The following is a 13,716-nucleotide window of genomic DNA, read 5'->3' as shown; positions in this document are numbered from 1 at the left end:
GTTGAACGTCCATGTAAGATGACAATGCTTTAATGGGCGAATTCACACCAAAATATAATTACAAAAATAACCTTATTAAAAACATCAATTCACCAGAATACTGGTATATTGCAGAAATGCAAGCCTCAGATGTAAGAGACATCCTTTGTCCGGATAACCGATTGAAACAGAACTCCCAAGCAAAAAATTAAAATTTTTACAACACCATGATGGCTTAGTGTTTTAAAAAATGTTTTTAAAAAGGAAAAAAGAAAAGTATTTAGAGGTGTGTTATCAACTTGAAGATATAGTCTAGTCCGTCTGTAAAACAGAGTTAAAATATCTCGAAAGAGACGGTGTAAACGAAACGTGGTATTGCAGGAAGTTTAGTATTTACTATCTTCGACCGTGATGCACTATTTAATCTTAAGCAACAAGCTGCTGTTCACCGTCATGGCTTAAATCAAACGGATGCACTTGCTAGTAGCTCTACTCAGGTATTAGATGCTGATGCAAATGCTGCAGCTTTAACTCAGCGTAATGACTTAGTTCAGGGATGGCAGACAAAACGTAAAGCCAACTTCATCGACGAAATCCCTCCATTTGATATCACAATCAACTTCCTTAACGAATATGGACAAGCTAGTAAAATGGAAATCTACGGTGTAGAGATTCTTAACGAAGGAATGGGCTTAAGTGTAGATGACAACACTACAGAAAAAGCTTGTACTTTCATTGCTCGTAATATTGTTGAAATGCGTCCACAAGATGATTGGGAAGTAGAATAATAAAAACTTAAAGAGGTGCTTCGGCATCTCTTTTTGTATTTGGTAGCAAAAATATTATCGAGTGGTTATGTTCTATTTATAGAAAAATAGAAAGGCAGGTGTCTTCATGAGTAGTAGATATCAGAAGACTTATACGAGTTTTGCTGGTACAGATATTGTTGCTGTTGTAACCCCTGAAGGTGGTAAATCTGTAGTGCTAGGTCAATTGCAAACAATCTCTTATTCTGTTTATAGACCGACAGCTCCAGTATTTGCTTTAGGACAAATTGCAGCTAAAGGTGTTGTCCGTGGTGCAAGAACAGTAGCAGGAAGCTTAATCTTTACGGTGTTTGACCGCCATGTATTATACGAAATTATGAAAGATCATAATGTGAATGGGAACAGTTGTCCTATCAATAAAAGTGACGAGCTACCACCATTTGATATAACAATTAACTTTATGAATGAATATGGGCAATCTTCTAAATTGGTAATATATGGAGTTAACCTTATTTCAGAAGGTCAAACAATGTCAGTTGAAGACATGATTACAGAAAATACAATGGAATTCATTGCTCTAGATATCGAAACAATGAAACCAGATGTTTTTGATGAAGGGTGGTAAGAGATATGAGTAATGGGGCTTATACACCGGCAGGTAAATCTAAAAGAGGTTATGCAAATTATTACTCAGGAACAGATATCCGAATTTACTTTGGAGATAACTGGATAGATGAAATTGTAGAAATAGAATGGACAATGCAGGAACAATTAGCACCAATCTTCGGATATGCTTCTTATACCTGGGATAAGGTAGCTAGAGGGAACAGGTTGGTTCAAGGTTCTTTTTCTATTAACTTCAAAGAAGCTGGTTATTTACAAACGGTACTTAATAGTTTAAGTTCTGAAATGACAGAGGAAAATGAGTGGTTTAGCCTAGCAGAATTTAATGGTGAAAATGGTCAAAGTGCCCATAAAAATACAAAGGTTGAAGACCTTATAGGTAATTTTCAAGCATTAGCAGATGATTATGAAAATGCACTATGGGGAACAAACTCTAACTCTTCAAAGTTAATAGATAGCCGTAGAACTGATACATTCTTTTATAGCACAAATGAAAATGAAAAAAATAGGAATTTGAAAGAACATGGTTTTAATATCTTACTAACTTATGGAAATAATCCTTGTGCTGTTAGAGGGACTGGAAGCTACAAGACCGTTCAAACAATAGTTGGAGTGCAATTAACAGGTGTTTCTCAAAGAGTAGATCCGTCTGGGAACCCTATTTCTGAAGTATATACTTTTATAGCAAAAGATATTTCGGGGAATGTGCAAAAAGCGTACTAATTTTAATTATGGGATTTATATGACTAAATGATTTTAACTTTTAAATTTTTATATTAACGAGAGAAAGAGGAGGAAGTATAATGACAAAACATATTAAAAAAGAAGAAGCTTTAATGGAGGGTACTCAAGAAGAAACTTCGGTTGTTAAAGTAGGAGACAAATTCGATGAAGATGACGTTTCAAAAGCAGAACAAGAAATCTTCCCAGGTGGCCCGACTTATAACGAACTTGAAAAATGGAAGTCTATGTATGCAGGAGAAGTATACTTAACTGAGTTTGATGAGGAAAACATTTTTGTATGGCGACCAATTAAGCGTAAAGAATACAAAGATATTGCTAAAATTCCAAATGCAGATAATTTCTATAAAGAAGAGCGTATCTGCGAAAAAGCAGTTCTTTTCCCTGCTAACTATGGTTTCATGCAAATGACAAATGGTAAAGCTGGTATCCCGACACTATTACACGAATTGGTACTAGAGAAGTCAGGGTTCGCAGCAAAAACAGGCGCAATGCGCTTAAGCTAAGAGCGGAGGAGGCGTATTATCGCCTCCTATTTTTATTGTAGGGAGGAAAAAACATGCTAATCGATCCTAATTTATTAGATGACAAGGTAAAAGAATTACCTATTGAATTTGAAACATATGAAGAAGAGGTAGGTTTCAAGGAGCAATTACGTATTTGGCATGAGAAATATGGGCATATCTTTATGCAAGAAATAAACGATGTCATATTTTTCTTCCGTGCATTAAGCAAAGAAGAATTGAAAATTGCACAGGAAGTATACAATGATGACTTTGAAAGAACTGAGTATATATGTAAAACTTGCGTTATAGAGCCAATTATTGAAGATTACTCGTTAGATATTTTTGCAGGTGTTCCAGAAATTCTCTGTCTTTCTATCTTAGAGGAGTCAGGTTACACAAAAGCTCAAAAAGTTAAAATTATGATAGCTAGATGGGAAAAACATATGGAAGAAGTAGAAAATCAACTTCCATTAGTAATAAAAGAAGCATTCCAAGATATCCCATTAAGCGAAATTGAATCATGGACAATGGCTAAAACAGCAGAGTATTATGTAAAAGCTAAATGGTTATTAGAAAATATACGAGGATTAAAATTATTGGGTGAAGAAGAAACTCAACAACAGTAGCCGTAAGGTGGTGGAGACGTATGGTCGATAAACGTTATATGGGTGAAGAGAAAGAGAAAAATCATGTGCTTAGAAATATAGCCAAAACAAGTTCTTTTATAGGGGAAGGGGTAATGGAATATCGCGATTTTTCTATGATAGGTAAGTCCGTATCTCATTTATCTAGTAACGTAGCAGTTACAGGTAGTGTTGCGTTAAGTAAAGATAATTATAAATACAGTACTGTATCCGATGCAGGAGCATTTATGCAGAGGAAATCTAATGGTCTTGGTAAAACTGCTTATGTTAGTAGAAAGTTACGCGGTGGTTTTGATGGTTATATACAGGAGAAGATGTATAAAAAATTAGAAAATTATATCCGTAGAAATATTAAAAAGAAGCAGATACTTAATAAGCGTCTAAGTCAAAAGAATATGGAATTCACTACTCGTTATTATAACGAATTCCACAAAAGAAATATGTGGGGTTTTAACAAATTTGAATACGAAGCTACTCAATTATTCCGTCAAAATAAAATTCTTGAAAAACTTCAAAAACTATCTTCTATTAAAAACAATGGTGGGGACAAGATCCTCAAAGCCCTTATCCAATACTACAATCAGAATAAAGATATTTTCAATAGTCCTGGCGATTACATTAATGATTTTATAAAGCAACTGGAAAATGGAAAATATGCTCATAAAGTTAAATTCCTAGGTGATACGCAACGAAATGTATTTCAGAAGCAAATGCTTCAAACTCTTGGGTGGTACAAGGATATTAAAAAAATATTTGAAGAAAATAAAGGTACAATACTACCCCAAGCTAAGGTAATTGAAACCGCGTATGCTTACGAATTTATCAAAGATGCAATTAATCAGACCAACACATTAATGACTTATTTAAAGAAAACAGGCTTTAATTACACTACATTAAAAGATGCTGAAAAATTTGATATAGCTACTAAGCGTAGGTATGGGTTAATCATTAATGACATTGATGAAAAAGGAAATGAAAAATCTATTGATGTTACTGCAAAGTTACGAAATTTCTTAAATAACAATAAATACAATAACGATTTAAATATATTGTTAGATAAAAAGGGAATATCTTTCGACTTTGAAAATATAATTCTTGATAGTAATTTATACACGCATGCTAAAACAGGTGAAATGATTGAAAACAGGTATTTAAAAGCTGGTGCTATTAGTGCAATAGATTCTTTCCAGGAACGTGTTGAAGCTCCATCATTTATTACTAATTCGACGGATCTAACATCTTGGCAAGCTTTTTACTCTAGTCTATCTAAAGAAGAATTACAGGTATTAGATTCAGGACAAGTTCATAAATTCGCAAGCAACATAGGCGATAAAGGATTTGATAGTGTAACTAAAACGAATCAAGAAGAGGATATTCGTAATCCATTAAATAATAATGGCCATTTTTATACTAGTGGAAATGTTTTTCGTTATACAGAATCTGGCATAGGAGATTTAATTGAAACACCATTACAATTCGGTGCGTTCTCGCGTATGGATAAGTCTTATGCTCGTTCTGGGTATAAAGAAGAGGTAACGGATAGAGATGCCTCGCAACTTTACGAGGATAATTCTGTTGGAAAATTAGTAAGAGGGACATGGAAGTATATAAATCCCTCTAAGGGATTTATATCTTTAAATGAACCAGCAGTGGATAAAAGTTTATCAACCTTAATGGAATTCATGATTCCGACATTTGATGACGACGTAGTACGTATCTCTGCAATTGAAAAACTTAGACGTTCATTCCATCAATTCGATTTAAGAGCATTAGATAATGAAACTGGAGTTTTTACACCGAATGTCGTGAAGAAGTTTGCAAAAAATAAGGGGATTTTATCTGAATTAGATATAAAGAATATAAAGGGGTTAGAAACATTAAACGAGTTTCTGGGTTGTGACAATATTCATACTATTGATGCAAGGCTTCGTGAAGCAAGGGTATTCCTTGAAGATGTTATAAATAATGATAAAGATAAAGTTAGTTTTATTAGTACTAAATTAGTTTCAGATAGTAGCATAAGTAAAGTTGGAAAAGCAATTGCATCAGAGATTAATATTAACGACTTAAAGAGTTCTGGAGCCATTGATGATGAATGTGATCTAACATTTAATACAAAAATAAATACTATCGACGCGGTATCACCCCTAGTTGGGCAAGGGCTAGCTGTTTCGAAAGAAAGGTTAGCGGGAAGTCATATTAATAGAGATACTTTAGCAAACGGAAAAAAATCAATTCAAGTTATTGACGATATTAGTCGAATTGATGAGTTATCAGATTTTTTTAAAGAGAAATTTTATAGTGCTTCAAAGTTAGATGATATCTTTGGTTTCTTAACGAAAACAGGAGTTGGATGCGAAGATTCCGGACGTGGGGAAACACTTGTATCATCAATATTAAGGACTTCGCTATATCAAGATTTTTTAGTTGGGAATCATGGTAGTACCTTATCAGGTATTGGTCGACGTAATGTTTCTCGTGGTTCTAACAAAGTTTATTCTTCGCGAATCCTAAATAAGATGTTTGATGATTTGCCTAGTATAGGTGAATCACCAGACTCATCGCTTAATGATCAAATACAGAAGGATGAAATAAAACTTTTTGGTAAAGCACATGAAACACCTGATAAGTATCATTTGGATGGAACAGGTTCTGATGAGATTACAAGGCTGATTTACGATAATCAAGGTACATATCATTGGAACAATAAGAAGTTCTCAAATGTTGAAATTCGAGAAAAAAATGGAACAGTTCCTAAAAGTATCGATACACATACGTTTATGGTTCAAGAGTTTGACACTTCAGTTAAATTAACTCAGGAAGATAACCAAGGTGTTACTGATTGGATGGCACAGTATTTTAAATTCGGTGAGAAAGATAAAATTGGTTTTACTAGAGATTTTGTTGCTCGAATCAATAATACATACGCCTCGGTAGCTGATGGGAAATATATTGAAATGGTAACGCATGATATTCTTCCTAAAATACCTTTCACCGGAAAAATAGCCGATATGTTCTTACAGAAACGTACATCCATTGAAAGTTATAAGAGAGACCAAGTATACGATTCAGATTGGAGACTTTGGCCCCAGCTATACGAAGGTAATACGGTTGTTTCTCAAAATCAAGTTATTACTGGCGAGGAAATCACAAATATGGGTGCACGAAGAATTATTTCTCGACTAAATAATGTTTTTGTTCCTCAAGTGCGTGAAGACGAACGAGAAATTAATCAGTATTTTGATATTTTGGATAAATCTAGTAAAACTGTTCAAAGTAAAGGAAGTGCAAGTTTAGAAGCGTTCTTTGATGATACAGATGGAAAAGAACGAAAAAACAAAGGATTAAAAGGCTACTCAACAGATAAGAAGAAAACATTGTCCTGGGCTAAAAAAATGGGTTATGGTGACACCGAAGCCGTTAAATCACAAATTAATGAACTTTTCGATGGACTAGAAGATATTTCGTCTACAAAAGAAACTAATCAAGCAGGTAAGTACCTACCCTTGGCTATAAAGTCTCGACAAGAATATAAAGGTATTTTTTATAGCATGGGTGAGACTGAAGACTCTGATAGCACATCGTTAATGGGAGCCTTAACACCAAAAGGGCAAAAATATATTCCTCGATTCTTTGAGACGAATAGCAGTAAAGAAGGTCAAGAGATTCTAGGATATGTTCCTGAAGACACAAAAGGAATTTTACAGGACAGTTGGGGGCTTAAAGTAGATAAACAAGAAGGCATTGAAGATTATTTTAATACTCATTATCTACCAACTGAAAATTGGGCTGGATGGAACGCAAGCACAAATCTTGATGGTATAAAAATCAAGGTTATGCAGAAGAAGGGGGGAAATCCAATTACTTCTGGTGATTGGAGTAAGAATCAAACTAGAGCGGAAAAAACAGGAGAAAAAGTAATTCCAATACACTCTTTAAGTAGTTTGATTAATATCGGTCGCTTGCGTGATGTGTTATTAGGAATGGGACTATCAGATGTAGATGTTCAATTAACTACTTCTTATGGTGAAGGACCAGGTGGAATCAATACTTCCATCGACATCATGAAAGATGTGAAAAATGAAATTTTAGATGGTCTTAATGCGGGAGTACATTCCTCATTATTCTAGAATACATTAAGCGGCGTTCAGTCTTTTTAGACGAGCGCCGTTATTTATTAGGAGGGTATTATGGAAGATATTAAAAGAGTGCCTATTAAAAACAGGGTGTTAATACCCGATTATGAATCAGCAGAAGATTTTGGTGAAATTAGAATAGAAAATCAAACTGAACGTGCAGCGTTTAAATACAGACAAAGTGCAATAGCTCAAACATATAATGAATTAACGAAAGATAATCGTATAAGTTCGTTAGGTATTTGGGAGTTGGCTCGTACTCCAAATAGTTTTAATGTAAATGCTCAACAAGCATTAGACCCTTTTATAAAATTAAAAAATGAAGACAATGTAGTATTCTTTGATATAGAAGCAATTGGAGCGCCTGAACACATGAGAAGTAGTAAAGGATTAGACCTATTTGCTATGACTGGGTTATCTTTTGGTGGAACTAAGTTTAATGGAAAAGACTTTGTTAAAAAGAACGGGGCTATTCTTTCAATGGCAGTCGCTCCTGAAAAGGATGCGTATTCCCAATTAAAACAGCAAATTAATAAATTAAAGCAAAATCCGATCATGTCAGTTTCACAAGACATACATCGTATATTACTGGATCTAACTAAATATTCTGATGAAAGTAAATTTAAGCGTGCAACAAGTAATGGGAAATCCTATATGTCTCTATTAGGGCATTCACGTGTTCTTCCTACAGACACGGCTTTTACAAGAAATACAATAGAAGTAATTGAACGTGGTCTTAATAACCTGTTTCATAAAGGGACAAAACTTGAAGATGCCTTATCTATTTTTCAAGGCTATATTATGTCTAGTAATGCAAAATTAGGAGGATATAATATCCATCACTACGATTTACCAGCCATTCTTGGAATAATAAAGGACACAAGTACAAAAAAATTCTTTGCAGATGCAGCGAAAAGTTCACTAGACTTTTTTCATGGATACTCTGCAACAGTTGAAAATCCATATTCATTAACTGGTGCTAGTTTACGTCAAGAACATATTTACCAAGCTATTTTAGCGAAAAGGAAAATTAAAGCGGGTAAAGTAGCAATTGAAAGGAAAAGCCCTTCATATCTATATCATTTAGCAAAAAATGATATTCAAGCAAATATTGATATTGCTGGGTTTACTCACAAAAAAATCAAATCATTTATTGAGGGAGCAGAAAAGTCTGCTACTTATGATTTTTCTTCATCAGCAATAAAGAAAAATACTCTAGAAATAGGTAAGGAATTATTTTCTTATCAAAGAGGTTACTTTGACAAAGATAAACACAAATACAATCTTGTGGGTGAAATTGGTGAAAATAAGGAAAGCATAGTACCTCGGTTAGAAAATTTAAAGACATTACTCCCTTCAAATGAAACCTTCGTAATTCAAGAATTCCTCAAAGATGTAGCGTTAACAGGTGCAGATAAAAAAGGTTTTGGCGTAAGGCTTGATTCTAAAGATATAAAGGGGAAAGTCCTTTTATTAATGTCCGAAACGCAGGAGGGATTAGCACAGCAAATTCATAGTTCTTTCATGCCAATGGATGATGCAATTTCTAGAAATTTGCGTGACTTAAAGATAAAATATGACGCTTCTTTTCGTGAATATGAACGAATGTTCGACACTAATGGATGGAATAAAATGAAGGAGTACTATCACTATCTAGATAAAGCGGGTAGTGTTGAAGAAGATTTTGACTGGAGATTACACATTATCAAAAATGGTGGGACAGAAGAATTAGCTATGAAATTCCCTTATATGGTCGCACGATTAGAGGGAGAAAGAGATGTCTGGAGAACAGCTATTAGTACTCTCAAAGATTCAGGATTAAATGACGAACAGAAGTTAATTGCACTGCGCCACATTAAAAACAAGTTAGATGAGAAAGGAGATAATAAAGCTCAAGTAACTGCTAAAGGAAATAAATTTTTTAATTTTAATTTTGATAAAGAAGACAATACAATATTTAATGCAAAAGACACGAATTCAATTAAAGCTTCTTTCAGTTCTTATATTAACGACAGAAGAGGGAATTGTATTGGGGATCTGGAAAAGTCATATAAGCTAGCTCGTATTGATGAATTGCAAAAAATAATCATTAATAATTTCAAAATTTCACAAGATAGAAAAGCCTCTAATGATGTGAAATATCTTGTGAATCAGATGAAGAAGGAAGTTATGTCGGGAAATAAAACTGAAATAGCTCTGATTGAGATGTCAAACCTCGTTCGTGAAAAGATAGAAAACATGGGTACAGACAATTTTGTTCGTGAAGTAACCAATCAGATGACAAATAGCCGTGTAACTGCAATTAAAGGTTTGATGAAGCATCTACCAAATGTTATGCGTGAAAGTATTGAAAATGCTCGTTCATACAAAAATGCTAACGAATTATTAAACGGTAATAGTTCATTAAAGAAATTTTTAAAAGAGCAAGATAACCGTATTAAGAGATTATTTGAGAAAAAATTTGGTACACATGGAATAAATGATCTAAACGTAATTAGTAAGACAAGTGGTATGGCTGCTAAGTACGAAGAACTTGTTGATAAAATCATGTCAGCTTACAGCGAATACTTCAACACTCAAATTCGATTTATGGACGGTGGTAATCCTATACTTATCTTAGCTAGTAAGAAGAGTATTATGGATTTAAGTAAAGTAAAGACATATGAAGAATTGGTTCGAAACCCTAGATTAGCAACTATTGAGCTTCCATCCTTTGATAAGAACATGAAGGTGAAATACGGTGGAAACCCAAAAGCTTCTGTTATTCGTTCTGGTATTGGTGTAAAAGGTGCTTATCATAGTACATCGGTAACAGATGCTCTTAATATGATTCTTGATTATTCTAAGAAAGCCAAAGAGCTGTCTGAGAGAGCTGAAAGTATAGGTGGCAATAATGCATTTGTTCAAATAAGACAAGGGCTACGTTACCGTATTGGAAGACAAATAAATTCAGTGCCTACTGATGCAAGTCGTAAATTACACTTTGATAATAGGGAAATGTTTGATAGCAAATCGGTTATGAGTGACGAATTCCTTTCAAGCAAATGGGATATCACAGGATATGCAGAGTCATGGTATCGTGCAAATTCTAAACGATTAGGAATTAGTGCTTCTGCCGACATTATTGCTCAAAATGCAATTGAAAAAGGAATTACATTCTTTGAAGCGATGGGACAGAGGGCAAAAGATTACGCTATTGCCGGAGAACTTCTTGATTTTGCAAAAGGTGCTTCTGGACTAAAAGGAAGTTTGGTTGGGATTAATAACCGGTCAGCTTCAAAAGAGCTTGTTGGGACTACAAATGTAAACGCTTGTACTTACATGGCATTAGGTAACTACTATGCTAAAACAATAGAGAGTCCACATAAGCTAATCAATTACCGAAAGGTAGACCACGAAGTTGCATCAAAAGTGTTACGTAACTTGAGTAAAAATCAATCGTTCCGTACAAAAAATAGTTTTATTTCATCAGCTTTATTCAAAGCTCTTGATGATGCAAATGAGGTTCGTGGTATTACAATGCAAACTGGTTATATGACGAATGAAGAAATTGCATTAAAGCTGGAAGATGCTAACACTATTATGAAATATAAGAGTATGATTGACACAGCTCAATTAAAAAAACAAATCTCTCCTGTAGAAGCAAGACAAATGAAGGAGTCTTTAGACATAAGGATGCTTTCTAATAGTGAAGGTTACGCATTTATGGATTACAAGTTAATGAAGGCTTTTGATGGAATGGATGAGGTTCGTATCAATATGAACGCCGAAAAAGTAATGTTCAACAACTATATTGAGGTAGCTATTGAAAAAGAAGCTGAAAAACAAGGTCTTGGTAATGGTTTATGGAAAGAGAAAGGAATCGCTTTTAATAAACCATTAGAGATTGATATCAATTCTATGTTCAATGAGAGAAATCATCTTACTCTTGGAAAATATGAACTTAACAATATCAAAAATAAAATTATTGATAAAAAACGTTTTAAGAAAGGTGATACAGTATCTATCCTTGGCTTCAACGTAGATGACATCAATAAAAAATCGCTTGTATTAGGTAGACAACGTGAAACAGGACATGGATTTAAAGTGGTAACTGAGGGTGGTTTCCGTGCTACTATGACCCCAATGCTTGGTGATATTATGGGTGATTTATACGGCGTAGAAGGGGTAGAACAGGTGATTTCTCATCAAGTGGAAAAGGACGGTTCTACTGATTTACCGGCCTTAATCCGTGGTTACGATACTCAAATTCGTCAACAATTCAGTGGTTCTGTAATGAATAAGAAAATCACTACTGACTATGCTACTGAAGAAAGAGCGTTATCTTCATTCTATAAGGATATTGAACAAATGCTTGGTATTAAAACAACTAATAAAGATGGCCAGTATGTAGTGGATTCTAATTTTGGTTTAAATGGAAAACAGCTAGACTATAAAGGACGTGAGGAGCTTTCATCTAAGTGGATGAGGAAGTTAGGTCTTAACCGTGAAGTATTTGCTGACATCACAATGGCCTATGAGGCTTGGGATCGTCATGGTGGAATTAATCATAGTAAGAACACGGTTAAAGAGCCTGGGGTATTAGATGATTCTGATTTTCGAACAGGGTTATATGTTCCAGGAGAATCCTCTATATATTCTAACTTTATGCATGATATGGTTTATAGTTCTAAAGTAAAGCCAGAAATTAAAGCACAACAAAAAGTATTTAATGAAATGGTTAAGTTTGTTGGTAACTATGAAAATAATTGGGAACCTAAAACAGGAGATGTAGTTATTGATTACACTCCTAATAGTACGAGGCTAATGACTGATGTAAATGCAAAGATGAAAGATGGTGTACTTCATGTAAGTAAGGATTCTTTTGAAGCAATTCCACAAAAGTTTGATTATACCCAACCTTTCAATGTTGAGGATTACAGAAAAACTGTTATTAACGCTGGATTGATGGAATTTAATTTAGATCCTAGTGTTAAAGGTAAGAAAATCCAAGAACACTTACTTAGAACAAAAGGAACGGCATACTTGAAGCTTCCAGAATTTGCAGCAAATCAATACATTCCTCTTTTGGATATCAACTCAATAAAACTACCTGGTAATGTTAATTTTGTTGAGAAAACAGAATTCCTTGATACATTAAAAGGCTACTATACTTCTATTGTTAGAAAAACAGAAGAGTACAATGACTTGTTTACAACAGATAAGTTTTCCTCAAGCGATACAGTGACGCGACGTGGAGTTCTAGAAACGGAAATTAATAGAGAAATTTCTCAGCTTATTGCAAATTTTAGTGATTCAACTTCAAAAACGAGTATGGTTAAGCGTATTTCTGGGAATTTTAGTGGAGATAACTTAGCGGTGTTTTTAACTCCTTCCGGAATGAATGATGAGAAACAAAGAACTACTGTGGTGAATGATATCATAAGATTGCGTGATTCTGATAAGGAAAATAACAAATTAGCAGTTGATGTAATCAATGCTTCTGAAGCATTCTTCTCAGAAAATAGCGCTGAGAACCTCACTCTTGGAAATCTATATGGTGCTGGAGCATACGAAAAAAATCGTAAACCACTTAAAGGTACCAGTGTATATAATGACTGGAGAACAGCTAAGAATGATGAACCCGGGGTTGGTAAAGCCGAACAAGAAAAATCAATTCTAGCTCGTGCTATTTCTTCTACAATTGGCAGTATAGATAATACAAGTATGAGAATATCTGCGGAGTTTATGAAGATGAAAGAATCAAAAAAAGAACCATTTGATGAGGCAGAAGGTTCAAGTCAAAACGTAGAAGAAGTGATGGATAAAAGAAGAGCAGTTGAGCCAGAATTTTTCTTGAATGAAGCAATGCCACTTCATCATGCATTGCATAATGGGATGTATGAATCACTATCAGATATTGCGACTGTTGGTAAGAAAGTATTCAGTGGAAGTGCTACAAGTTTAGCTGGGAGGGGGTCTATAGGATTTGATGAATTATGGGCGACAAGTGCTCTAATGAAAGGTACACCAACACCAGAAGGCCTGCAAGAGATGGCACCAGTAGCACCTGAAACTTTAGGGTCTCCTACGGCCCGTATAACACCTAATCAAAATGGTGAGTACATTAACATCTCTGTAAAGGCATCAGCTAGTAAGAGAATGAATCATAATAATCTAGCAGCGATGATAAACAATGAAATCATGGCAATGTCGAATGTCAAAATGAACACGAGTGTTAACGTAAATGATAATTCGAAAAAAATTGACAGCAAGTGGTTAGAGAGCGCTATTGCAAATGCGATGAATAAGGGTTATGCATATTAATAGACAAATGAGA

General features: G+C 34.4%; 7 protein-coding genes. All 7 read left to right on the top strand.

The genetic code is table 11. The annotated features are described in order from the left end of the window. Nucleotides 1–629: 629 nt before the first annotated feature. The 7 genes from ACTL4X_RS17685 (at nucleotide 630) to ACTL4X_RS17655 (ending at nucleotide 13,703) form a co-directional block, all read left to right on the top strand. On the top strand, nucleotides 630–767 hold the full coding sequence (locus ACTL4X_RS17685; RefSeq protein WP_000409223.1) for a hypothetical protein: 138 nt from the start codon (nucleotides 630–632) through the stop codon (nucleotides 765–767). Nucleotides 768–873: 106 nt separating this feature from the next. Beyond that, nucleotides 874–1,371 carry a hypothetical protein gene (locus ACTL4X_RS17680; protein WP_000098836.1) on the top strand — a complete coding sequence of 166 codons (498 nt, stop codon included), beginning with the start codon at nucleotides 874–876 and terminating at the stop codon, nucleotides 1,369–1,371. Between the two features lie 5 nt (nucleotides 1,372–1,376). Then, nucleotides 1,377–2,093: a hypothetical protein gene (locus ACTL4X_RS17675; protein WP_000064652.1), complete on the top strand. Its 717-nt coding sequence runs from the start codon at nucleotides 1,377–1,379 to the stop codon at nucleotides 2,091–2,093. Nucleotides 2,094–2,173: 80 nt separating this feature from the next. Next, entirely contained in the window at nucleotides 2,174–2,617 is a 444-nt protein-coding gene (locus ACTL4X_RS17670; protein ID WP_000160472.1) for a hypothetical protein, read from the top strand. Nucleotides 2,618–2,670: 53 nt separating this feature from the next. Then, on the top strand, nucleotides 2,671–3,243 hold the full coding sequence (locus ACTL4X_RS17665; RefSeq protein WP_000904181.1) for a hypothetical protein: 573 nt from the start codon (nucleotides 2,671–2,673) through the stop codon (nucleotides 3,241–3,243). Between the two features lie 20 nt (nucleotides 3,244–3,263). Further along, nucleotides 3,264–7,391 carry a hypothetical protein gene (locus ACTL4X_RS17660; protein WP_151639760.1) on the top strand — a complete coding sequence of 1,376 codons (4,128 nt, stop codon included), beginning with the start codon at nucleotides 3,264–3,266 and terminating at the stop codon, nucleotides 7,389–7,391. Nucleotides 7,392–7,451: 60 nt separating this feature from the next. After that, the gene (locus ACTL4X_RS17655; RefSeq protein ID WP_086401384.1) at nucleotides 7,452–13,703 is read left to right on the top strand and encodes a hypothetical protein; all 6,252 of its coding nucleotides are present in this window, start codon (nucleotides 7,452–7,454) and stop codon (nucleotides 13,701–13,703) included. The last annotated feature ends 13 nt before the right edge of the window (nucleotides 13,704–13,716 follow it).

The organism is Bacillus sp. RE35 (genome assembly GCF_052146655.1).
GTDB classification, from domain to species: Bacteria; Bacillota; Bacilli; order Bacillales; family Bacillaceae_G; genus Bacillus_A; species Bacillus_A cereus.
Note: the sequence above shows the minus strand (reverse complement) of the source record. Positions and strands in the feature narration are given on the sequence as shown.

What these genes read in the sequence shown, in the direction of transcription:
- ACTL4X_RS17675 (WP_000064652.1), top strand. Translation starts at nt 1,377, where the DNA reads ATGAGTAATGGGGCTTATACACCGGCAGGTAAATCTAAAAGAGGTTAT.
- ACTL4X_RS17660 (WP_151639760.1), top strand. Translation starts at nt 3,264, where the DNA reads ATGGTCGATAAACGTTATATGGGTGAAGAGAAAGAGAAAAATCATGTG.
- ACTL4X_RS17665 (WP_000904181.1), top strand. Translation starts at nt 2,671, where the DNA reads ATGCTAATCGATCCTAATTTATTAGATGACAAGGTAAAAGAATTACCT.
- ACTL4X_RS17685 (WP_000409223.1), top strand. Translation starts at nt 630, where the DNA reads ATGGAAATCTACGGTGTAGAGATTCTTAACGAAGGAATGGGCTTAAGT.
- ACTL4X_RS17670 (WP_000160472.1), top strand. Translation starts at nt 2,174, where the DNA reads ATGACAAAACATATTAAAAAAGAAGAAGCTTTAATGGAGGGTACTCAA.
- ACTL4X_RS17655 (WP_086401384.1), top strand. Translation starts at nt 7,452, where the DNA reads ATGGAAGATATTAAAAGAGTGCCTATTAAAAACAGGGTGTTAATACCC.
- ACTL4X_RS17680 (WP_000098836.1), top strand. Translation starts at nt 874, where the DNA reads ATGAGTAGTAGATATCAGAAGACTTATACGAGTTTTGCTGGTACAGAT.